The 23857-nt window shown below is 41.2% G+C and carries 17 protein-coding genes; 9 read left to right on the top strand and 8 right to left on the bottom strand.

The features are described 5' to 3' along the window. Positions 1–21: 21 nt before the first annotated feature. The 3 genes from G399_RS0119075 to G399_RS0119065 form a co-directional block, all read right to left on the bottom strand. A complete protein-coding gene (locus G399_RS0119075; protein ID WP_006014758.1) occupies positions 22–1356 on the bottom strand; it encodes an N-acetylmuramoyl-L-alanine amidase in 1335 nt (444 codons plus the stop codon). Between the two features lie 153 nt (positions 1357–1509). Beyond that, positions 1510–1992, bottom strand: a complete 483-nt coding sequence (gene tsaE / locus G399_RS0119070) for a tRNA (adenosine(37)-N6)-threonylcarbamoyltransferase complex ATPase subunit type 1 TsaE (protein WP_006014756.1) — start codon at positions 1990–1992, stop codon at positions 1510–1512. A gap of 29 nt (positions 1993–2021) precedes the next feature. Further along, on the bottom strand, positions 2022–3521 hold the full coding sequence (locus G399_RS0119065; RefSeq protein WP_006014753.1) for a bifunctional ADP-dependent NAD(P)H-hydrate dehydratase/NAD(P)H-hydrate epimerase: 1500 nt from the start codon (positions 3519–3521) through the stop codon (positions 2022–2024). Positions 3522–3540: 19 nt separating this feature from the next. On the opposite strand from G399_RS0119065, the gene queG reads away from it, so the two are divergent. Then, the gene (gene queG, locus G399_RS0119060) at positions 3541–4764 is read left to right on the top strand and encodes a tRNA epoxyqueuosine(34) reductase QueG (RefSeq protein ID WP_006014751.1); all 1224 of its coding nucleotides are present in this window, start codon (positions 3541–3543) and stop codon (positions 4762–4764) included. An 86-nt stretch (positions 4765–4850) separates the two neighbouring features. Here queG and hemE read toward each other — a convergent pair whose 3' ends face one another. Both hemE and nudC read right to left on the bottom strand, forming a co-directional pair. After that, positions 4851–5915, bottom strand: coding sequence for a uroporphyrinogen decarboxylase (gene hemE / locus G399_RS0119055; RefSeq protein WP_006014746.1), 1065 nt, complete (start codon positions 5913–5915; stop codon positions 4851–4853). 113 nt (positions 5916–6028) lie between these two features. Then, positions 6029–6844 carry an NAD(+) diphosphatase gene (gene nudC, locus G399_RS0119050; protein ID WP_006014743.1) on the bottom strand — a complete coding sequence of 272 codons (816 nt, stop codon included), beginning with the start codon at positions 6842–6844 and terminating at the stop codon, positions 6029–6031. A 229-nt stretch (positions 6845–7073) separates the two neighbouring features. On the opposite strand from nudC, the gene G399_RS0119045 reads away from it, so the two are divergent. The 8 genes from G399_RS0119045 (at position 7074) to yghU (ending at position 16953) form a co-directional block, all read left to right on the top strand. Next, positions 7074–7541 carry a transcriptional repressor gene (locus tag G399_RS0119045; protein ID WP_051288656.1) on the top strand — a complete coding sequence of 156 codons (468 nt, stop codon included), beginning with the start codon at positions 7074–7076 and terminating at the stop codon, positions 7539–7541. Between the two features lie 236 nt (positions 7542–7777). Beyond that, positions 7778–8974 carry an OmpA family protein gene (locus tag G399_RS0119040; protein ID WP_006014738.1) on the top strand — a complete coding sequence of 399 codons (1197 nt, stop codon included), beginning with the start codon at positions 7778–7780 and terminating at the stop codon, positions 8972–8974. A gap of 195 nt (positions 8975–9169) precedes the next feature. Continuing rightward, positions 9170–9826 carry a GntR family transcriptional regulator gene (locus tag G399_RS0119035; RefSeq protein ID WP_006014735.1) on the top strand — a complete coding sequence of 219 codons (657 nt, stop codon included), beginning with the start codon at positions 9170–9172 and terminating at the stop codon, positions 9824–9826. Between the two features lie 53 nt (positions 9827–9879). Then, entirely contained in the window at positions 9880–10758 is an 879-nt protein-coding gene (gene prpB / locus G399_RS0119030) for a methylisocitrate lyase (RefSeq protein WP_006014724.1), read from the top strand. 31 nt (positions 10759–10789) lie between these two features. After that, on the top strand, positions 10790–11911 hold the full coding sequence (gene prpC / locus G399_RS0119025; protein ID WP_006014720.1) for a bifunctional 2-methylcitrate synthase/citrate synthase: 1122 nt from the start codon (positions 10790–10792) through the stop codon (positions 11909–11911). A gap of 187 nt (positions 11912–12098) precedes the next feature. After that, on the top strand, positions 12099–14687 hold the full coding sequence (gene acnD / locus G399_RS0119020) for a Fe/S-dependent 2-methylisocitrate dehydratase AcnD (protein WP_006014714.1): 2589 nt from the start codon (positions 12099–12101) through the stop codon (positions 14685–14687). Between the two features lie 14 nt (positions 14688–14701). Further along, positions 14702–15877, top strand: a complete 1176-nt coding sequence (prpF, locus tag G399_RS0119015; protein WP_006014711.1) for a 2-methylaconitate cis-trans isomerase PrpF — start codon at positions 14702–14704, stop codon at positions 15875–15877. A 212-nt stretch (positions 15878–16089) separates the two neighbouring features. After that, positions 16090–16953, top strand: a complete 864-nt coding sequence (gene yghU, locus G399_RS0119010) for a glutathione-dependent disulfide-bond oxidoreductase (protein WP_006014707.1) — start codon at positions 16090–16092, stop codon at positions 16951–16953. 76 nt (positions 16954–17029) lie between these two features. Here yghU and G399_RS0119005 read toward each other — a convergent pair whose 3' ends face one another. The 3 genes from G399_RS0119005 to G399_RS22210 form a co-directional block, all read right to left on the bottom strand. After that, a complete protein-coding gene (locus tag G399_RS0119005) occupies positions 17030–18817 on the bottom strand; it encodes a two-component system response regulator (RefSeq protein WP_006014705.1) in 1788 nt (595 codons plus the stop codon). After that, entirely contained in the window at positions 18810–23363 is a 4554-nt protein-coding gene (locus tag G399_RS0119000) for a two-component regulator propeller domain-containing protein (protein WP_148277481.1), read from the bottom strand. The genes G399_RS0119005 and G399_RS0119000 overlap by 8 nt, the downstream gene beginning before the upstream one ends. Before the next feature lie 151 nt (positions 23364–23514). Continuing rightward, on the bottom strand, positions 23515–23857 hold a 343-nt coding region (locus G399_RS22210; protein WP_034897807.1), incomplete at its 5' end, for a hypothetical protein.

Below are 23857 nucleotides of genomic sequence, written 5' to 3'. Positions count from 1 at the left end.
TTTTCGGTTATTTTTGTTTAGTTAGTTTTCAGGAATAGTCAGTGTCTGCCCGATCCTTACTAAATCACCTTTTATATTATTTACTTCTCTCAAGCTGTGTAAATCGACATTGTAGCGTTGCGCCAAGAGTGAAAGTGACTCACCGCTTTTTACTCTGTGCTTTCTTGGCTGACTGTCGCGCTCTTGCGCCCATAAAGTGCCTTCGGGCGGTGCATTTCTAAAAAATAATTGAATCGATTTAAATAGTGAATCAGCTAATTGTTGACGATATGCCCGCCAATTCAAGTTTTTTTCTTCTTGAGGGTTAGAAATAAATCCAACCTCAACTAAAATAGAGGGTGTTTCTGGTGCCGTCAATACCGCTAAACTGGCGCTTTGAGGCACCTTTTTGTGCATCCTCGTCACTTTCCTCATTTCTTTAATCACTTTGTTGCTAATGTCGTAGCTTGACGCCCGCGACAAATCCATGGACATATTAAAAATAGTTTCTGCAAAATAACGCTCTGTATCCCTATCACCAATCACATCAGCCGCTGAACCTAGTAATTCGGAGTTTCTTTCTGTTCTTTCTAACAAACGACCTAATTCACTGTCCGCTCGACCTTTAGACAGCACCCAAACAGAACCTCCTCTTGGTTGCGGCGTTGTAAACGCATCGGCATGAATCGAGACCAGTAAGTCCGCATTTTCTTTGGTTGCAAAATCAGGACGGTCGTTAGGACTAATATAATAGTCACCGTGGCGCGTCATGACGGCGCGTAAACCAGGTTCTTCGTTAATACGTTTTTCAAGCATTTTACTTATACTTAATGTAATGTTTTTTTCGTAGGTTCCTTTAGGACCAATCGAACCAGGATCGACACCTCCGTGCCCCGCGTCAATAACAATAATGATATCTTTGTCGCGTTTAGGTGCAGCAGTGCTAGTAACTACCGGTGCCGGATTAGGGTCCTTTAAATCAATCACAATGCGGTAGCCAAAATCGGCATTGGGTTCTAACGAAAATAATTGTGCGTTTATGTCTTTGTTTAATTCAATAACCATGCGCATATCAGAGGCTAGTTTAGGTGTTGAATAGCGTATTTTTTTGATCAAGTCACTGCTATTCTCTACTTTGCTGAAATTGAATTTTCGATCAGTATCTTTGAGGTCAACCACCAGTCTCCTAGGTGACTTTAGGTTAAAATAGGAAAAACTAGTTTGCTGCGATATATCAACAACAATGCGGGTATTGTCATTGCTTGGCGATATCCTAATATCAGTAATATTAGATTGTGCTTGGGCATACGCAGTCAGACTAACGAAAAGCGCTAATATCGAACTCACTACCTTATATGCAACTACATTCTTGTTCATTGTATTTTTTATTTTTATTCTTCCGACAATCACGAGTTAAGATTAACACAGTATCAAATGATACAAAATGACCCTGCTGACCCACTATTTCAGTGTGTTAGTGGATGACATATTAACGTCCACTACTCTACAAATTTTATTTATCCAGACTAGTTATCGTTCTAACGCAGACAATAAACGTTCACCGGCATCAGATGTTGCTACAAACTCAAGCAATCGATTGTCATCATGAATGTTGTCAATCATAATGTTAATCTCTACATCAGACTTCGCAAGCAAACCCCACCCCTTTTCAGCCCATTCAATAAGACACATACTGTTGTCATTAAAATAGTCTCTGATGCCCATAAATTCCAGTTCTTCTGCATCAGCTAAGCGGTACAAATCAAAATGAAATAACTTTATGTCCTCTATCTCATATGGTTCAACCAATGTATAAGTCGGGCTTTTCACATTTCCATTATGCCCCAAGGCTTGTATCAAATGGCGTGTAAATGTTGTTTTACCAGCGCCTAAATCACCATTGAGATAGAACGTTAAACCGCCTAGACCTTGTTGTATGAGTACATTTGCTAATTGTATCGCAATGCTTTTTGTATTGTCTTCAGAATGAGCTACAAATTCGTTCTTTACCATGGTCCCCGTACACTCTTTATTACTCTATATTACTCGTTAATTAACATGCGCACTGTATCAAATAAATCACTTGCAAGCATGCCTCTTTGGCCTTGCTTTTTGGCTACTATATCACCGGCTTTTGCATGCAGGGAAACGCCATATTGGCACGCCAGAGGAGTACTTACTCCTTGCGCCATCAATGACCCAATAATACCAGTAAGGACGTCTCCCATACCCGCCGTTGCCATACCTGGATTACCGTGTCTACAAACCCAAGCGCTTTTTTCATCATCAATAATGGTACCCGCGCCTTTTAGGACACATGTTGCATGATATCGTTCCGCAACTTGGCGAGCAAAAACAAATCGATTATTTTCTACTTCTTCAACAGTCACGTTCAACAGCCTAGCAGCTTCGCCGCTGTGCGGTGTCATTACATAATCGTCGATGCTAACGAATGATGCAGTGCTTGCCATAATATTCAGGGCGTCGGCATCAATTACCATGGGTTTGGGATTATTTTGACAATAATGCAAAACTGTCTCGTAGGTTGCGCGACTCCAATTATCTTGGCCCAGACCAGGACCAATAACAATACAAGTTGCCCATGCTAATGCATCCTCTAAATTAGTAGAGGTCACCATAATTTCCGGCCGTCCTGCACTAATTTGTACTTTAGAGCTTTCATGGGCATACACTTTTACTAAGCCTGTGCCGCTGCGCAATGCTGCTTCAGCACTTAATCTGATCGCCCCAGCCATACCTGAATTACCGCCGACACATAATAAACGACCGTAGGACCCTTTATGGCTGTGCACCGATCTTGGAGCAAGTCCTTTAAAATGAGCAATATCGAGTGCACTCGCATCACTTCGTGCTATTTCGGCAAACGCTTTACCAATGCCTAGATCTTCAAATACAAGTTGCCCACAAGATTGCTTGCCTGCCCCAGTCGTTAAACCTAGCTTGATACCGACAAATGTAATAGTAATGTCCGCTTGTATACAGCGACCAAGCGATTCGCCGGTATCTGCGTCCAAACCGCTGGGTAAATCAACGCTAATAACAGGCACTGCTGAGTCGTTTATCGCGTCAATCACATCAGCAAACTCATTGCGAATAATACCAGCAATACCAATGCCTAATAATGCATCAACAATTAAGTCGCAACGGACGAGTAATTCAGGGGTAAAGGCTTCAATTCTACCTCCGTTATCTAACCAAGCTTTTTGAGCTCGAGCAACATCACCAATGACTTCTCGTTCTGGGTCAACAGCACATAAAATAACCGTTTTTCCTGCATTGACTGCATTTAATGCAGTGACATAACCGTCACCTGCATTATTACCAACACCCACCAATATTAAATAGGTTTGTGTATTTGGCATTAATGAAACGCAAAGTTCAAATACGGCCTTCCCCGCCCGCTGCATTAGTTCAAACTTCGACACACCCAATTTAGCGGCTGCTTCTAATTCAAAATGCTTAACTTGATCAGCACGATAGAGTTTCTGTGTTAGACTTGGAGCTGTATTTTTATGCAACATTCGAGTGTGTCCGTAGAAAATGTCAGTTATTAATTCAATAGATTTGAGCCAGCTCACAGACAATATCAAGACTTGGGGTAAGTCGCTAGGTTTTCAGCAAATTGGTATCAGTGATGTTGATCTAAGTCAGCACGAAAAAGCATTAAAAAACTGGCTTGAGAATGATTATCAAGGCAGCATGAGCTTCCTTGAACGCAATGTAGAAAAACGGTTATCACCCAACGAATTAGTCCCAGGCACTTTGCGTATTATCAGCGTCCGTATGGATTATTTACCTCCAGACGCCTCCTTCGCGAGTAATTTAAAGTCGTCATCTACTGCCTATATTAGCCGCTACGCTTTAGGTAGAGACTATCACAAAGTCATTCGCAAAAAATTGCAAAAGCTGGCTGAACAAATTCAGGAATATACCCAAGATTTTTCATTTCGTCCTTTTGTAGATTCAGCCCCCGTGCTTGAGCATGCCATTGCAGAAAAAGCTGGCCTTGGGTGGACAGGTAAACACTCACTTACAATTAACAAAGAGGCCGGTTCGTATTTCTTCTTGGGCGAACTATTCATAAATTTACCGTTGCCTGTTGACCAACCTGTTGAAGAGAACTGTGGTAAATGCACGGCTTGTATTTCAATTTGTCCGACGCAAGCAATTGTAGCCCCTTATGTTGTAGACGCACGCAAATGTATTTCTTATTTGACCATAGAGAATGATGGCGAAATACCCATCATTTATCGCAAAGCGATAGGCAACAGAGTTTATGGTTGTGATGATTGTCAGCTTGTCTGTCCCTGGAATAAATATGCAAAAGTAACCGAAGAGAAAGACTTCTTTGCAAGGCAACATATGCACAACCGCTCATTGCTTGATTTATTCAAATGGACAGAAAACGAATTCTTAAAGAACACAGAGGGTTCGGCTATTAGACGCATTGGTTATCGTAAATGGAAACGAAATATTGCCGTAGGATTAGGCAACCAAATAGCCAAAACACCGCAAGAAACGGAAGAAATCAAAAGCGCACTGGAAAACGCGCTGGATTTCCCCGATGCGATGGTGCAAGAGCATATTCAATGGGCATTGGCTGAGGTAATGCAATCTGATGTCCAACAAGTTGATACAAACGTTACCCGAAATAAGGAAGAAGACGGCAGCGCAAGCGACACCAGTCTGGGTAAGAACACCGTAAATCGTAAAACTCAACGTTTGGCCAGAAGCGTAGAGAAAGGAATGCCTAAGCACAAATAAAAAAGCCAACTTGTTATTGCCAAGTCAGCTTTTGTTGTTTTTGCGCATCATTAATAATAGACAGAAGCTGCCATAATAAAAATGACTTATTTGTGATATTGCGCACTGTATTTGTGAACAGCGTCAACAAACACACCTGCATTTTCAGGTGGCACGTCTAAGTGAATACCATGACCTAGGTTAAATACATGACCTTCACCTTCCCCAAAACCGGCAAGTATATCTTGGACTTCTTGTTCAATACGCTCGGGTGGTGCATATAAAATGGATGGGTCCATATTGCCCTGCAGTGCCACTCTATCGCCAACGCGTGCTTTTGCATCCGCAATATCTATAGTCCAATCCAGACCAATGGCATCGCAGCCAGTTGCAGCAATCGACTCTAACCACATACCACCATTTTTAGTAAATAATGTAACCGGTACTTTTTGGCCGTCGTATTCGCGGGTTAATCCAGCAACAATTTTTTCCATGTATTGCAAAGAAAAAAGTTTATAGTCGCGAGGACTCAACACACCGCCCCAGGTGTCAAATATCATAACCGATTGCACACCTGCTGCAATTTGCGCATTCAAATATAAAATCACTGAGTCGGCGAGCTTATCTAATAGTGCGTGCAGCATGGCCGGTTCTGCAAATGCCATCTTTTTAATTTTAGTGAAGGCTTTGCTTGAACCGCCTTCCACCATATAAGTAGCTAATGTCCATGGACTACCAGAAAAACCAATAAGAGGCACTTCGCCTTTCAGATTCTTGCGAATGGTACGCACTGCATCCATCACATATTTGAGTTCCAGTTCAGGGTCAGGAATAGGTAATTTGTCTACGCCCGCTTTATCGACGATGGGTGACTTAAACTTTGGACCTTCACCTTCTTCGAAATATAGGCCTAAACCCATAGCATCCGGAATGGTCAGGATGTCAGAAAACAAAATAGCGGCGTCCAAAGGAAAGCGACGAAGGGGTTGCAATGTCACTTCACAGGCTAATTCAGGATTGGTACACAACGCCATAAAATTTCCGGCTTCTGCGCGTATCGCTTTGTATTCTGGTAAATAACGCCCCGCTTGACGCATCATCCATACTGGCGTTACATCAACAGGTTGTTTTAAAAGAGCACGTAAATATCTATCGTTTTTTAATGGGGTCATGCTTTACTCATTGTGAAATTTGAAACTGACTCGTTAATATACAAATGATTTTTAATAAGTCACTAATTGTGCTGTGACTCACTCAATTTATCTAGTTCGAGATGACTTTACACCTATTGTACCGAATTTTTTGCCATTATTTTTTGCGTTTCCTCAATTAATCGTCCAGCAATGGAAAATTTTGGTGGCACTACGGGTAAATTATCAATATCAAACCAATCAGCTTGTATGATTTCTTTACCATCAACAACAATATCACCATTGTCGTATTCAGCTAAATAACCAACCATAAGAGAATGCGGGAATGGCCAAGGTTGACTACTAAAGTACTCTAATTTTTTTACCTTTATACCAACTTCTTCAAATACTTCCCTATGCACCGCTTGTTCCAGTGTTTCACCACTTTCTACAAAACCCGCTAAGATAGAAAAAAAACCTGATTCTTTTTGGCGTTCACCTTGTGCTAGTAAAATTTTATTTTCACGACGTATCGCAACAATAATACACGGAGAAACGCGCGGATAACTTCGATGCTGGCAAGAGTGACAATGCATTGCCATCTCCCAAGACACGCGATCCATTCGCGAACCACAACGACCACAAAACTGGTGCGTTCGCAAAAACACAGCATATTGCCAAGCTTGAGCAACGTGCTGGAAGTCCTCTTTTGGCATCAACATAACAACTTCACGCAAACTAATTGAACGCACAGAATCGTGTTCGACTTTTTCCTTTTGCATATCAACAAGGTGATGTTCAACATGCTCATTTGCATGTATATAAACGGTTTGATCCGTATATTCAGAAAAAATCTCTTGTGCAAGGTCAGATAATAATTCAACCCCCGCCCTCAAATCGGCTTCTGCTGGCACTAATAATCTGTCATTCGAAAAAATAAAATAACGTTTAGTTTTCGTTGTTGCTGTCATGACTAACCTTATTAAATGCCTGTTCTCTCACAAAGCGGATTGTATCTGAGAGTCCAACGCTATATTAATATTGATATTTATGCAAAAGTAACTGTATCCTGAGCAAGTAATGTCGATAGATAGAAATAGTATTAATTGTTGCTATAATTATGTATAAAAGTATCGCCTTTACTGTTGTCGAAGTAAACTCCGGTGTTATACTATTGGTCGTATAAACTGCATTATTTAAATGTTTGTAAACAGGAAAATTACTTTGGTGTTATCCAAACAAAACCAATCACTTTTGGTGAAAGCAAAGTCCTACTGCAAAGACAAAGGTGCTCGTCTCACACCTCTTCGCGAACGCGTTTATGAAATCCTGATAAATCAACATAGCGCTATAGGTGCCTACGATTTATTAGATGAGTTACGTAAAACCGAAAATAACGCCAAGCCACCAACCGTGTATAGAGCGTTAGACTTTTTCCTTGATTTAGGTCTCGTGCATAAAGTTGAATCAACAAATGCGTTTATGGCTTGTCATCATTTTGATAGCAGCCATCCTGTGCAATTTTTGATTTGCGACACTTGCGGCGACGTACAGGAAATTCAGTCGGCTGGCGTAAAGGAAACCCTCGAAGCGCAGGCAGAACAAAATGCGTTTGTGATCCTCCGCCAAACTATAGAAGCCCATGGCGTTTGCCAAAAATGCCAATAACGATGAAAGCTGAGCTAATAGATTTCCTGTTAGCTCCGGTTTAGGCGCAACTGCACAAGGATTATCTTCACTTTTACCGCTGAATATAACTCACTATATTACAAAATCTGATTTCGCTAATAGATATTGCTTGAAACCCCATTAAAAATGCAGGTTTAGTTGGATATTGCTTTTAATCTAGACGATAATTCTAGGGTTACATTAACTATACTAATTTGGATAAAAGGAATTCAGTCATGAAACGCTCTTTGCTTTTCGCAACAGTTGCACTAGCAACTATATCTACCAACACACTTGCCCAAGATGCCCCACCCTATGAAAGCTGGGTCGGCGGTTTCGCACAATATTACAGTCCAGATTCAGATAAACCTGAGCCTTTGGGTTATTTAGACGACGGTAAAGCATTAGGAGGTGAATTAGGTTTCCGTTTCGATCCTAAATGGGGTATCCGTTTTGAGCTTTCTCGTATTTTCCTAGATATGCAAGGTCTTAACCGTCCCGGTTTTGGTGATGACGGCGTCATGTTAGGTGCTGATGCAATGTACTTTTTGGGTGACGACATAGCCTATGTTTTTGGTGGTTTACGCGACCAATCTATTGCAGATAGCTATCGCATGATTAGCTACGGTGTTGGTAAACATTGGGAAGTTAGTGACAGCGTACGCGTAATTACAGAAGTTGCGGGATACCGTGATTTAGGTCAAGGCTACAATGAATACAGCGCAAAATTGGGTTTAGCGTATATATTCGGTCAAACTAGTACTGTTCCCGTGCGCAAGGATACCGATAACGATGGCGTTTATGATGCTGTAGACCGTTGTCCCAACTCGCCAGCTGGAACGCAAGTTGATCCAACAGGTTGCAGCGTTGATATGGACAATGACGGCGTGTTAAATACTGTTGACCAGTGTCCAAACACACCAGCAGGGACTAAAGTTAATGCGAAAGGTTGTTCGGTTGACTTAGATAAAGACAGCGACGGCGTATTGGATAGCAAGGACAAATGCCTTGATACTCCAATGACTGACAAAGTAGATGCTGATGGTTGTAGCGTGTTATTAGAAAAAGAAGTGTCTGTTGCACTTGACGTTTTATTCGCTAATAACAGTAGCCAAATCGAAAACTCTGACGCTAATAACATTGTTGAATTTGTTGATTTCATGAAGCGTTATGGCACCACAACGGCTATTGTTGAAGGTCATAGTTCTTCTGTCGGCACTGCTGAATATAACCAATTCCTTTCACAAAAACGTGCTGATTCAGTTAAAGATATGTTTGTTGCCAAATACGGTATTGATGCATCTCGTTTAACTGCAATGGGTTATGGTGAAACGCAATTAAAAGATACTGCTAACACGGCACAAGCGCATAAAGTGAACCGTCGTATTGAAATTAAAGTTTCTGCCAAAGTAACGACTACAGCGACTCGTTAATTTGATGTAGTACACGTTAAGAAAATAAAAGCACCTCCTTGCAAAAGTAGGTGCTTTTTTTGCCCTAGCGGTCCTGTACTTAATGATTAAAAAAGTAAGACCTTAGTCATATTGTCGACAAAATGGGGTTTTTAATTTGACTTTATACTGAATAATAACTATATTGTCGACAATCCATTCGCTTAGATAAATTTAATGATCGCATTTACCGAGCAAGCTATCACCGGAGCCGACAAGACCTTTTTCCAACTAAGGAGTGATATTGTCGAGGGTGAAGTTAAAGCGGGTAGTAAACTAAGTGAAATGGAATTATCAACAAAATATGGCGTAAGTCGCGCAGTAGTCCGTGAAGCCATTAATCGCTTAGAAAATTGCCACCTGGTAGAGCGTAAACCAAACATAGGTGCCCGAGTTGTAGCATTAACACTCGAAGGTCTTATTCAACTTTATCAAGTCAGAGAGTCACTCGAGGGCATGGCCGCAAGATTAGCCGCAAAGAATATGACCGATGCCGAAATTGAAGACTTGAAGTTGTTACTAAACTCTCACTTTCAGGAAGTGAAAGGCAACCAAACATACTATCAAGAAGCAGGAGATGTCGATTTTCACTATCGTATTATTGTTGGTAGTAAAAATGATCATCTTATTTCGATGTTAGTTAACGGTCTTTACCATCTAATTCGCATGTATCGTGTGCAATTAGGTATGGCTGGCCCGCGCGTTAGCACCGCATTTGAGGAACATAAGAATATAGTACAAGCCATAAGTAACCGCGATGAAGAACTCGCTGAAATGCTAATGCGCAGGCACATTCTCTATTCAAAACAAAATATTGAGGCTAGGTTGCGATAAACCGATTTGTGGTTTTTTAACTTTACTCCCACTAAAAAGAAACGAGGTAAATTATGAGCGCAGGTAAAAAATTTCGTCAGGCACTAACTGACAATAACCCCCTCCAAATCGTTGGTACGATCAACGCTTATTCAGCAATGATGGCGAAAAAAATTGGTCATCAGGCTATTTATCTTTCTGGTGGAGGCGTAGCTAATGCATCCTATGGATTACCTGATTTAGGGATGACCTCTCTCAATGATGTTTTAGTTGATGTTAACCGCATTACGTCAGCTTGCGATTTACCTTTACTAGTTGATATTGATACCGGCTGGGGTGGCGCTTTTAATATTGCCAAAACTGTTCGTGATATGGAAAAAGCGGGTGCTGCAGCAGTTCATATGGAAGATCAAGTTGCGCAAAAGCGTTGTGGACATCGACCAAACAAAGCTATCGTAACGACTGAAGAAATGGTCGACAGAATCAAGGCGGCTGTCGATGCTCGAATTGACCCCGATTTTTTCATTATGGCTCGCACAGATTCATTTGCCCAAGAGGGTGTAGACGCCGCTATTGCAAGAGCAAAAGCTTATGCTGCAGCTGGTGCTGACGGTATTTTCGCTGAGGCGGTAAAAACTGAAGCTCATTATCGCGCATTCGCAGACGCCTTGGACGTACCTATTTTGGCAAACATTACTGAATTTGGTCAAACTGAGTTGTGGAACAAAGAACAACTTGGAGAATGGGGAGCCGCTATGGTGCTCTACCCTCTCAGTGCTTTTAGAGCAATGAACAAAGCTGCAGAAATGGTATATGAGTCGATTTTGGTGAACGGTGATCAAAAAGCCGTCGTCGACTCAATGCAAACGCGCATGGATTTGTACGATTATCTTGGCTATCACGATTACGAACAAAAGCTAGACGCTTTGTTTGCAGATAATAAGAACCTATAATTTAGACCGACAAAATTTACGGAGAAGACCAATGGCAAAAGTATTAAGTGGCGCTGGATTACGCGGCCAAGTGGCTGGGAAAACAGCTTTATCAACAGTAGGTCAATCAGGCTCTGGCCTGACTTATCGGGGTTACGATGTAAAAGACCTAGCTGCAAAATGCCAATTTGAGGAAGTTGCTTACCTAATCCTCAAGGGTAATTTACCAACGCAAAAAGAGCTTAACGCCTATAAAACAAAACTAAAAGGACTGCGTTCACTGCCATCTGCTCTCAAAGAAGTATTGGAGCGTATTCCTGCTAATGCACATCCAATGGACGTGCTGCGAACGGGCTGTTCAATGCTAGGTAACCTCGAAATAGAAGCTGACTTTTCTCAACAAGATCAAGTTACAGATCGAATGTTAGCCTGCTTCCCAAGTATTATTTGTTATTGGTATCGTTTTTCGCATGACGGTCTTCGTATTAATGTTGAAACTGATGACGATTCAATTGGTGCACATTTCTTACATATGTTGCATGGAGAAAAACCAAAAGAACTGCATGAACAAGTAATGCACGTATCATTAATTCTTTATGCTGAACATGAATTTAATGCATCAACCTTTGCTGCTCGCGTCTGTGCATCTACTCTTTCTGATTTGCATTCGTGCGTAACAGGTGCAATAGGTACCCTTAGGGGACCATTGCATGGTGGTGCAAATGAAGCGGCAATGGAAATGATTGAAGGCTTTACCTCGGCTGATCATGCAGAAAAAGAAATGATGGGTAAACTGGAGCGTAAAGAAAAAATAATGGGCTTTGGGCATGCTATTTATTCTGAATCAGACCCACGTAATGACATTATTAAAGGTTGGTCTGAAAAGCTAGCAGCAGATGTTGGTGATTCTGTTTTGTATTCAGCATCTGTTCGCTGTGAAGAAGTCATGAAGCGTGAGAAAGGCTTGTTTTGTAATGCTGATTTCTTTCATGCGTCAGCTTACAACTTCATGAAAATACCGACTAAATTATTCACCCCTATATTTGTGATGTCTCGGCTAACAGGCTGGGCTGGCCACGTTATGGAGCAACGAGCTGATAACCGTATTATTCGTCCGTCAGCTGACTACACAGGTGAAGAATTACGTCCGGTTGTGGCTATCGAAAACAGATAGTTATTGCACTTATTCACCGCACCTACTTATTGCACCTGCTAATAATGCAAAAGGCGCTTCAAATAGCGCCTTTATGTTAGGAATTGTGTTGTTTTTGTTGCTTTTTATTTTGGCCCTTCGGCGTAAAAACGGTCATACAAAGTGTCATCATTAACAACTGATAACCTACAGAACTATAGGATTTGTCATGAACTACGATTACAGAAAGCCCTTACCAAATAGTCAGCTAGACTACTTCGATACCAGAGAAGCCGTAAATAACATTAAAGCAGGTGCATATGAAACCTTGCCTTATACGTCACGAGTATTAGCTGAAAACCTGGTTAGAAAGTGCGATCCGGCAATCTTAATTGACTGCCTCAAGCAAATTATAGAGCGTAAACGTGATTTAGACTTTCCCTGGTTTCCTGCAAGAGTCGTGTGTCATGACATTCTTGGTCAAACGGCGCTGGTAGACTTAGCCGGTTTAAGAGATGCAATTGCAGCAAAAGGCGGCGACCCTGCTAAAGTTAATCCTGTGGTACCCACTCAATTGGTTGTTGACCATTCCTTAGCAGTAGAACACGGTGGCTTCGACAAGGACGCATTTGCCAAAAACAGAGCGATTGAAGACCGTCGTAACGAAGACCGTTTTCATTTTATCAATTGGACAAAAACGGCATTTAAAAATGTCGACGTTATTCCCCAAGGTAACGGCATTCTGCATCAAATCAACTTGGAACGCATGTCACCCGTAATTCAAGCAAGAGATGGCGTGGCTTTCCCTGACACTCTAGTTGGAACTGACAGCCATACACCAATGGTCGATGCACTAGGCGTTATAGCGGTCGGCGTTGGTGGTTTGGAAGCTGAGAGCGTTATGCTGGGCAGGGCTTCATACATGCGTTTGCCCGATATCATCGGTGTTGAATTAACCGGTAAGCCGCAATCAGGCATAACGGCAACCGATATTGTTCTGGCGCTAACTGAATACTTGCGTGCTCAAAAAGTGGTTTCTTCCTACTTAGAGTTTTACGGTGAAGGCACCAAACACCTTACGTTAGGTGACCGCGCCACCATTTCAAATATGACGCCAGAATACGGTGCAACCGCGGCCATGTTCTATATCGATAGACAGACTATTGACTATCTAACGCTGACTGGCCGTGAAGATGACCAGGTTAAACTAGTTGAACATTATGCCAAACACACCGGGTTGTGGGCAGACGCTTTAGTCACTGCTGAATATGAGCGAGTATTGAGTTTTGATTTGTCATCCGTTGGTCGTAATATTGCAGGCCCTTCAAACCCACATAGTCGCGTAGCTACTGCTGATCTAGCTGCAAAAGGCATCAGCGGCGTGGTTGAAAATGAAGAGGGTAAAATGCCAGATGGGGCCGTGATTATCGCCGCTATTACCAGTTGCACAAACACCAGTAACCCGCGCAATATGATTGCGGCTGGTCTAATTGCTCGTAACGCCAATAAGTTAGGATTGCTGAGGAAGTCCTGGGTGAAAAGTTCGTTAGCCCCTGGCTCAAAAGCAGTGCAATTATATTTAGAAGAAGCGGGGCTATTACCTGAACTTGAAAACTTAGGCTTTGGTATTGTCGGCTTTGCTTGTACCTCATGTAATGGCATGAGTGGCGCCCTTGATCCTAAAATTGAAGAAGAGATTAAGCAACGTAATTTGTATGCTACCGCTGTATTATCCGGCAATCGTAATTTTGATGGGCGTATTCACCCACATGCTGATCAAGCATTTTTAGCCAGTCCGCCCCTTGTTGTTGCTTATGCTATTGCCGGCACTATTCGCTTTGACATCGAAAAAGATGTGTTAGGCAAAGATGCGCAAGGCAATGATATTCGATTGATGGATATTTGGCCAACAGACGAAGAGATTGATGCGGTAGTAAAATCAAGCGTTAAACCGGAGCAATTCCGCAAAGTTTATAATCCAATGTTCGACTTAAGTGTCGATTATGGTGAAGACAACGACCCACTATATGCATGGCGTCCGCAAAGTACTTACATTCGCCGCCCTCCCTATTGGGAAGGTGCATTGGCAGGTTTACGAAGCATGCAAGGAATGCGTGCACTGGCGGTGCTAGGTGACAATATAACCACGGACCACTTGTCACCATCCAACGCGATCCAAATGGACAGTGCTGCGGGCGAATATTTACATAAAATGGGCCTGCCCGAAGTTGACTTTAACTCATACGCAACTCATCGCGGAGACCATTTAACAGCACAACGTGCCACTTTTGCCAATCCAAGATTAAAAAATGAAATGGCAATCGTTGACGGTAAAATGCAAGAGGGTTCATTTGCTAGGATTGAACCCGACGGCACAGTTACTCGAATGTGGGAAGCAATTGAAACTTATATGCAGCGCAAACAACCTCTTATCATAGTAGCGGGTGCTGATTATGGTCAAGGTTCTTCGCGCGATTGGGCTGCTAAAGGTGTTCGCTTAGCAGGTGTTGAAGTAATTGCAGCGGAAGGTTTTGAGCGCATTCATCGAACTAATTTGATTGGTATGGGTGTATTACCGCTTGAATTTGAAGTCGGTACAACACGCAAAACCTTGTCTATCGATGGCACTGAAAGCTTTGACGTTGAAGGTAAACCAACCCCCGGATCTATGCTTACACTGGTAATAAACCGTAAAAATGGTGAATCAATCAAGATACCTATGAAATGCCGCCTCGATACTGCCGAAGAAGTATCTATTTATGAAGCAGGCGGTGTTTTGCAGCGCTTTGCTCAAGACTTTATTGAAGCTACCGTATAATTTGGAGCTGCACTATGAACTTTACACCACAGATAAAAGTGCCGGCCACCTATATGCGCGGAGGCACCAGTAAAGGCGTATTTTTCAAAATAGATGATTTGCCAGAAAAAGCCCAAGTCGCAGGTGAATTTCGTGACCAATTATTCTTGCGCGTAATAGGCAGTCCTGATCCATACGGAAAACATACCGACGGTATGGGCGGGGCGACTTCAAGTACCAGTAAAACGGTATTGCTCAGTAAAAGCGATAAAGCCGATCACGATGTTAATTATCTTTTCGGCCAAGTCGCAATCGACAAACCATTTGTCGATTGGAGTGGAAATTGCGGGAACCTGACTGCTGCCGTCGGCTCGTTTGCGATTAGCAATGGTCTAGTAGACGCAGTTCGTATTCCCGAGAACGGTATCGCCGTGGTTAGAATTTGGCAAGCCAACATCAATAAAACTATTATTGCAAATGTGCCAATAACGAATGGAGAAGTTCAAGAAACAGGTAATTTTGAATTAGATGGGGTCACCTTTCCTGCCGCAGAAGTACAAATAGAGTTCGTCGATCCTGCTGATGGCGAAGGTAATATGTTTCCATCCGGTAACTTAGTTGATCAATTAGATGTGCCAGGCATAGGCTCATTTAAAGTCACTATGATCAACGCCGGTATTCCTACCTTATTTTTGAATGCAGATGAACTTGGTTATACCGGCGCTGAATTACAAGATACGATTAATAATGATGATGCCGCATTGGCTAAATTTGAAACTATCCGAGCTTATGGTGCGGTTAAAATGGGACTCATAGCTAACATCGAGGACGCTATTGCTCGACAACACACGCCTAAAATTGCTTTTGTGTCCGCACCACAGAACTATGTTTCATCAAGCGGCAAAAAAATCACTTGCGACGACATTGATTTAAACGTTCGCGCGTTGTCTATGGGTAAGTTACACCACGCCATGATGGGCACGGCTGCGGTTGCTATTGGTACAGCGGCTGCTATCCCAGGTACATTAGTGAACTTAGCTGCAGGCGGCGGTGAGCGTGATTCGGTTACATTCGGACACCCATCAGGTACTTTAAAAGTAGGTGCTAAAGCGCAAAATAAACAAGGCCAATGGGAAGTTGATCGCGTTATTATGAGTCGCAGCGCGAGAGTTCTCATGGAAGGAAATGTTCGGGTCCCGCTCCCAGAGTGACTTGATTTAGTCTACCTGCGTCACTATATCTGACCAAAGAGAAGGACTATTCGATAAGCCATGCGTATTAAACCCATGGTTTTTATTTTATTCGCATCTTTGTGACGATATTGAATTCTAATAAGCATATATTTTATTGCTATTTCATGACATCTTGTACCCACTAGGCGTCGATACAAACGCAAACATCTTTAGCACAATAAGGAAGCAATATGGCAGATCCAACTTATACGCCCCCAAAAATTTGGACTTGGGATTCAGAAAGTGGAGGCCGATTTGCCAATATAAATCGTCCTATTGCGGGACCTACATCAGACCAAGATTTGCCTGTTGGAAAGCATCCGCTGCAGCTGTATTCGCTGGCAACACCTAATGGTGTCAAAGTGACCATGATGCTAGAAGAGTTATTGGTGAAAGGTTTTAAAGAAGCAGAGTACGATGCTTATTTAGTAAATATTATGGAGGGTGATCAATTTACCAGCGGTTTCGTCGGCGCTAACCCAAACTCTAAAATACCGGCACTAGTCGATCACAGCACAACAACGCCCACTCGCATATTTGAATCAGGCTCAATACTGTTATATTTAGCGGATAAATTCGATGCATTTTTATCAAAAGATCCGGTTAAACGAGCTGAAACAATGTCATGGCTTTTTTGGCAGATGGGCAGCACACCGATGCTTGGAGGCGGTTTTGGTCACTTCTACGCCTATGCTCCCGAAAAGTATGAGTACCCTATTAACCGATATGCAATGGAAGTAAAGCGTCAAATGGACGTGTTAGACCGCCAATTAGCTGAAAACGAGTTTATTAGTGGCAGCGAGTACACTATTGCTGATATGGCAATTTGGCCTTGGTATGGTGGTTTAGCACTCGGTAAGTTGTATGACGCGGGTGAGTTTTTGCAAGTCGAAGAGTATAAAAACGTGCAACGCTGGACCAAGGCTATTGATGCGCGTCCGCAAGTTAAGCGCGCCAAAATGGTTAATCGCACTTGGGGTGAGCCTTCAGGTCAACTGCATGAGCGCCATGATTCAACCGACTTTAAAACCAATACTCAGGATAAGTTAGCTTAATTATCTATAATCAAATGCAGCGCACTTTGGCGATTCTCCATTAATCAGGTCTATCATACAGCCTGAATTAATGGGCTTATATTTGCGCAAAAAGGTCTTTGTTTAGCGGTTGTTGAACGATCTTCGTAATTTGTTCAGCGGGCACAGGTTTACTAAAATAAAACCCTTGAATAATGTCACAATGAAAACGATTTAAGGCTTTAAGCTGCCCATGTGTTTCTACCCCTTCAGCAATAACCGTCAGTTTCAGCGTGTTTGCTAGTGTAATAATTGCCTCTACAATTGCAGCGTCTTCCGGGTCTGTATCAATAGTGATGATGAATGAGCGGTCAATTTTAAGAGTGTTGATCGGAAATCTTTTTAGATAACTGAGTGATGAATAGCCTGTACCAAAGTCATCAAGGGCTATAGCTACGCCCAAATCACGGATCTGATTTAAGCGTGTGATGTTTTGGTCGATATCATTCATTATTGCACTTTCAGTTAATTCAACTTCTAATAATGACGCAGGCAATCCACTGTCATCAAGCGCTCGTTTTATCATATTCAGTAACGAGGCACGCTTAAACTGAATACTAGAGAGATTTACAGACACCCTAAAGTTTTGCATACCCGCGTCCATCCATTTTTTAGCTTGAACGCAGGATTTACGCATTACCCACTCACCTAAATCATTGATAATGCCAGAATCCTCAGCAACCGGAATAAACTCACTGGGCGTTACATTGCCTAACTCAGGACTTTCCCAACGCAACAGTGCTTCTACGCTAATAATTTTGTGGCTCTTTAGACAAACCTGAGGCTGATAATGTAGCGAAAATTCATCATTGTTTAAGGCATTGCGCAAGCACCCTTCTATTTGCAAAAACTTCATCGCGTTTTTATTCAACGATTCAGCGTAGAAACGATAACCATTTCGGCCCATCGTCTTTGCATAGTACATAGCAACATCGGCGTGCTTTTTGAGTTCTGTCAAATTAGCACCATCTCGCGGGTATATGGCAATACCAATACTCGGCGTTAGTGCGACTTCGTGATCATCAATTGAAACCAATTCAGAAATACAATCTACCAATGATTGAGCAACTACCTTCACGTCACCATCGTTTGTAGTATTGTTTAGCAAGATCATAAATTCGTCGCCGCCTAACCGAGATACCTCAATTTCAGCAACACTTTGCAGAGCTTCTGGAATGCAGGTCTTACCTTTTAAACACTGAATAATCTTTTCACTGATTTTCTTCAGCAGCTTATCACCGAACTCATGACCTAAGGTGTCGTTGATGCGCTTAAAGTTATCTAAGTCTATGTACATAATACAAAGATTCTGTTGTTCTTTGACAGCACATCGAATTGCCTTTTCCAAGCTTTCATCGAGGCTTTGTCTATTTGGTAGTCCTGTTAACGAATCAAAATAAGCCAGGCGACGCATCTTTTCTTCGCTTTGTTTTAGACTGTTAAAAGTTTCGCTACCTTTAAGCATGTAACGCACTCGGTGCGCAACCATTGGCCATCTAATTGGTTTAGGCAGGAAATCTGTAGCACCATGCTTATAAGCACTCTCAATAGACAATATATCGTCAGCTCCAGTTACCATTAAGATTGGTGTATCTTTGCCTTTAGGATGTTTTCTGATTTCAGCACAAACCTCAAACCCACTCAGCATTGGCATATGCACATCGAGCAATACAATACTGGGTTCATGCTTTAGATATAGTTTCAATGCGTCTAGACCATTAGCAGCGGTCAGTACGTTGAGATTATCACTGCTCAACGTTTCTTCCATCAGCAACAAATAGGTTGGATCATCATCACAAACCAATACAGTCGCATCCGTGCCACTATTAAGCGAGGGTTCAGTCATACATCTTCTCAATTAATATTTTTAAGCTTTTCTGGGACTTATCGAAAACATCTTTAAGTTCATCTAACTTTTCGGCGTCATCTATCGGTTGGTTAGTTTTAGCGGCCATTTCAATAGCTAACAATAGCTTAGTAAATGCGATGGTACCCACGTTTCCAGAAAGTGATTTCATTGCGTGGGCTAATTCCATTGCTGAGGTTCTATCGCCGCTCTTACAAGCCTCAACTAACGCAGGCATTTGTTCAATCATGACCGTGTTAAACGAATCGGCTACACGTAAATAAAGTTTTTTACCCGTTCGAGCTTCAATTTCGCGAATGCTTTCGACCGCATCAGCATCAATCCAACGATCAACTTCTATACTTAAATTAGGCGCAGAACTTGATGGTATGTCTAACGGACTAATCTTTAGTTGTTTTTCTGGAATATGTTGAGCAATCATACTGAATAATTGAGAGGCCGTAAAAGGCTTCAACATAAAGTCATTCATACCTATTTCTAGGCACAGTCCTTTTTCTTCGTCGAATACACCAGCGGTTAACGCAATAATAGGAGTTGGTATGGACCGTGCGGTAGATTTTTCATTTTCACGGATAATACATGTTGCAGTTAGCCCGTCCATTACCGGCATATGCAAATCCATAAAAATCAGGTCATATTGACTTTTCTGGCTTAAATCGACTGCAGCTTGACCATTACCTGCAATATCAACTTCACAACCGAACATTTCTAGCATAGTGACAGCAACGTCTTGATTGGCGACAACATCTTCCACTAAGAGTATTTTTGCACTAAAACGAGAATTATTTTCAGTTAACTGACTTACTTCAGCTGATGTCTCTGTTATGTCATTTTCAAGATTACTTGCATATAGGATTTCAGAACGCACAGTATCTAAACGAATTGGTTTTTCAATACGGCGCAACCCAAATTCATTCACGGAGCCAGCCTTTTCGGTCGTCCGTACAAGCACACAGTAGTCTGTATTTTCGAGCGTTGTTGAAATAAAGGCACGGTTTAACAAAAAATCAGGATGGTCGATGAACACTAGCGCATTGTCTGCTGGAGAAACATCGTGGCGCAAAGCCTCAATTGTGGTTTGCAAAGCTTCCACTTGTAGGCGTTCGAACGTATTTTGCATCATTTTTGCAGCTGTATCATTAGTACAAACTAATAGAATAGGCCGCATACTTAAATCATCCACTTTAGAAACAGCAACATAGTTCTTCTTTGGTAACGTTACTGGAAGACGGACAGTGAAAGTAGTCCCCTCGCCCAAAGTTGAGTCAACATTAATTTTTGCCAGCATTTGATCAACTATTTTACGCGTAATTGATAACCCCAAACCAGTACCACCAAAATTTCTGGTTGTGGTTGAATCAGCTTGCTGAAATTCATTAAAAATCTTATCGAAATGCTCTTTTTCTATACCAATACCGGTATCGGTGACAGAAATTAGAATCTCTTTGTTCACAAAATGAACTTCTAAATTGATACTTCCTTTGGACGTAAACTTAATTGCATTATTCAGTAAGTTAGACACAACTTGGCGTAATCTATGAACATCACCCAGAATATACCTTGGGCAATCTTTGGAGATACTATACCCTAGCTCTAATTGCTTCTCTGATGCTCTAACGGAAAACAAAAAAAGTAATTCTTCTATTAAAGCGTGAAAATCGAACTCATGGTTTTCGAGTTCAATCTTATCCGCCTCTATTTTGGATAAATCGAGAATATCGTTAATGAGTTGCAGAAGACTCTCACCAGCCCGACTAACTGCATTCGCGTAACGCTTTTGATTTTCATTTAGCTGAGATGATAAAAGTAATTCACTCATACCGATAATGCTATTCATTGGCGTTCTAATTTCATGGCTAACAATCGCCAAGAAATTTGATTTAGCTTGAGCCGCTTTAATTGCAAGATCTTTAGCTTTACTCGTTTCTTCTACGGCAACTGCAAGTTGATTATTTGCTTGTTCAAGTTCTGAAGTTCTTAAACTCACTTCTTTTTCAAGTTGTAAACTGTATGAAATTTGTTTTAACTTTTTTCGCTGTGCCATCGTAAATAGACGATATGCGATGAACACAACAATCCAAAAATAGATTAAATAAGCATAACCAGAGCGATACACTGGCGGGTTAACGACAACAGGAATATCTAAAGTCTTCTCAGACCAGATACCATCGTTGTTACTTCCTCTCACCTGAATAACATAATAACCATCTGTTAAATTCGGGAAATCTAGCTGATTAGAATTATCCAAATCTATCCAATCACTTTCACCACCACTTAATCGATACTGATACAGGTTGTAGTCAGGACGGGTATAATCGAGCGCCGCAAAGCTAAAGCCAAAGTCAGCTTCATCATAATCGAGCTCTATATTACCCTCACTGTTAAAAGCACTATGAATAGGAATTGATTCATTTAATCGCCGATATTCTGTCAATACGATTGGTGGTTTATACAAATTGACGGGCACATTATTCGAAATAAAAGTATTGAAGCCATTCGAGCCGCCAAAAAACATCCGCTCTCCTTGACCTTTAAAAAATGCACTACTGTTAAAGTCTCTACTTTGTAAACCATTAGTAGTGTTAAAATTACTGACTTTATTATTTTCAGGTGATATAAAACTAATACCTTTTGACGTGCTAACCCATATATAACCACGCTCGTCGGAGAGTAATCCATATGCAAAGTTTGACGCTAATCCTTGCTTCAATCCGATGTATTCAAAATCGAATTGTTGATTTTTCAGATCTGTTTTTGAAATTCTGCCAACTCCTTTATCAGTTGTACTAATCCAAAGGTCTTCGTCTGTTAGCACGATACTCCAAATTTCATTAGTTTTTAAGGGAATGCTCATAAACTCTTTAGTAGCTAGGTCAAACAGGTTCAGTCCGCCGCCACGTGTTGCAACCCAAATAGTATTATTTTCACCTTCTACCATATGGGTTATTCGATTGTTTGAAAGGCTTTTTTTATCATTATCATCATGCTCAAAGCGTTGTATACTGCCGGAACTAGTAAGAATATTAATACCTCCGCCATAAGTACCAATAGCGAGGTTTCCGTTACCAATTTCCATTATTTTACTGATTCTATTAGAACTTAGCGTTGAATCATCTTCAGGATCATGCATGAACTGCTTAAATTTATCACTCCCGCTTTTTCTGAAGTGTAATCCATCGCGTTGAGTGCCAACCCATAGATTCTGTTTTGAGTCGATTAGCAGTGTCGTAATTCGATCATCTTGCAATGCCCCTTCAACACCGGGTTTAGCTTTTATATGTAAGATAGTTGACTTATCAACGTCAATAACATTAATCCCGCCGCCCCAGGTTCCAACATACATATCACCATTTTGGGCCTCAGCAAATGACGAAATAATATCGCTAGATAAGTTTTTTCCTAATGGCGTTTTGCTATTTACAAGCTGAAATTTATTAACTGAACGGTTCCATTTACTTATACCGTGACTGGTACCAACCCAAAGAACACCACCTTTATCTTGAAATAGACTGACAACTCGATCATCAACTAAACTGGGATTATTTGAGTCAGTGTTGTATCGAATAAATGATCCTGTATTTTCATCCCATTCACAAAGACCGCCGCTTTCAGTAGCAATATAAATATAACCATCACTATCTTGAAAAATATCAGTAATTGAGTTGGAACCAATACTAGATAGATCGTCACTACTTGACTTAAAGTGTCGTTGAACTCCATTAATTAGATCGAACAATATTAAACCTGAATTCATTGAACCAAGCCATATTCGCTTCTGCCTATCGATAAGAATCGAGCGGATTTTATTAGTAGGTAGTTTGATATGAGATTTAGAGTTGAAGGCCGTAAAAACATTTTCCCCTGATGCTCTATACAATAAACCAGCGTCCTCAGTTGCTATAAAAACATTCTGCTCATCATCAACAGCAATATCTAAGATTTTATTTGACTGCAATCCAGAGTTTTTATTAATTAGAGCAACAAATTTTGACAGAGTAATGTCAAAAACGGCAATACCGCCCTCTTTGGTACCAAACCAAATCTTATTTTCTTCAACTTGCGATATTACCGTAAACTTAAGACCTTGGATAAGCTCATGTTTTACTGGATCTGTGTAATTATAGAAGCCATCTATTCTAGGAATGTAGAGACTAATCCCACTCTCACCGGCCATCCATAAACGTCCTTCGCTGTCGGAAAAAATATCGACAACCCAGCTACCAGGCAGGCTATTTTTATTTTCTGGATCATGTAAGTAAGGAGTGACTTTTTGACCATCGTATCTATTTAGCCCGTCTTGTGTGGCTATCCAAATAAATCCTTGTTCATCCTGTTCTATGTCATTAACAACTGGACCTGAGAGCACGTGGCGTTCATTCAACTGGGAGAAGGAAACATCGCGGCTTAATTTATCATAGAACACCTTAGCTTCACCACTTTGCGCCAACATCACTCCAAAAAGGAGAAACGATAATGTAAACAAGTACTTCGGACTAAGTATCTTATTAATTATTAACGCAAACATACTTGCTACTAGTCCATTTATCAAAACCTTGGTGCAGTCTAAAACATTTATCTATTTAAAATCAAAATAACTTTGATAAGCAGGTATAAAAAAGGCCTAAATTTAATAATAAGGCCTTATTTGAAATTTTAACTGATTCGTTTAACCAACTTTATTTTCTTAATATATCCAACTTTATTACATCATTTGATTCGATAGCCGAACTGGTTGCAGTTTCGGTGGCCCAGCTTCTAATCAATTTAACCTGTGGACTCGCATCACTCACACCTGACTCATCTTCAGCCGTCTGCGCATGAGTTACTTCTGTTACTTTATGCCAAATAACGCCTTGAGTATCTTTGGCGCCTGATTTTACCAAAATATCGTTGTTCCAGATGACGCCATTGGCTAACTTCTTATCTGACTTAACAATATCGTTGTTCCAGATAACGCCATTGACTACCTTCTTATCTGACTTAACAATATCTTTGTTCCAGATAACGCCATTGGCTACC

The organism is Brumicola pallidula DSM 14239 = ACAM 615 (assembly GCF_000428905.1).
Taxonomy (GTDB): Bacteria; Pseudomonadota; Gammaproteobacteria; order Enterobacterales; family Alteromonadaceae; genus Glaciecola; species Glaciecola pallidula.
The sequence above is the reverse complement of the archived record's forward strand: the minus strand, read 5'-3'. Positions and strand labels throughout refer to the sequence as shown.

Coding starts and splice junctions, on each gene's coding strand:
- G399_RS0119075 (WP_006014758.1), bottom strand. CDS start 1,356: ATGAACAAGAATGTAGTTGCATATAAGGTAGTGAGTTCGATATTAGCG.
- tsaE (WP_006014756.1), bottom strand. CDS start 1,992: ATGGTAAAGAACGAATTTGTAGCTCATTCTGAAGACAATACAAAAAGC.
- G399_RS0119065 (WP_006014753.1), bottom strand. CDS start 3,521: ATGTTGCATAAAAATACAGCTCCAAGTCTAACACAGAAACTCTATCGT.
- queG (WP_006014751.1), top strand. CDS start 3,541: ATGTCAGTTATTAATTCAATAGATTTGAGCCAGCTCACAGACAATATC.
- hemE (WP_006014746.1), bottom strand. CDS start 5,915: ATGACCCCATTAAAAAACGATAGATATTTACGTGCTCTTTTAAAACAA.
- nudC (WP_006014743.1), bottom strand. CDS start 6,844: ATGACAGCAACAACGAAAACTAAACGTTATTTTATTTTTTCGAATGAC.
- G399_RS0119045 (WP_051288656.1), top strand. CDS start 7,074: ATGTTTGTAAACAGGAAAATTACTTTGGTGTTATCCAAACAAAACCAA.
- G399_RS0119040 (WP_006014738.1), top strand. CDS start 7,778: ATGAAACGCTCTTTGCTTTTCGCAACAGTTGCACTAGCAACTATATCT.
- G399_RS0119035 (WP_006014735.1), top strand. CDS start 9,170: ATGATCGCATTTACCGAGCAAGCTATCACCGGAGCCGACAAGACCTTT.
- prpB (WP_006014724.1), top strand. CDS start 9,880: ATGAGCGCAGGTAAAAAATTTCGTCAGGCACTAACTGACAATAACCCC.
- prpC (WP_006014720.1), top strand. CDS start 10,790: ATGGCAAAAGTATTAAGTGGCGCTGGATTACGCGGCCAAGTGGCTGGG.
- acnD (WP_006014714.1), top strand. CDS start 12,099: ATGAACTACGATTACAGAAAGCCCTTACCAAATAGTCAGCTAGACTAC.
- prpF (WP_006014711.1), top strand. CDS start 14,702: ATGAACTTTACACCACAGATAAAAGTGCCGGCCACCTATATGCGCGGA.
- yghU (WP_006014707.1), top strand. CDS start 16,090: ATGGCAGATCCAACTTATACGCCCCCAAAAATTTGGACTTGGGATTCA.
- G399_RS0119005 (WP_006014705.1), bottom strand. CDS start 18,817: ATGACTGAACCCTCGCTTAATAGTGGCACGGATGCGACTGTATTGGTT.
- G399_RS0119000 (WP_148277481.1), bottom strand. CDS start 23,363: ATGTTTGCGTTAATAATTAATAAGATACTTAGTCCGAAGTACTTGTTT.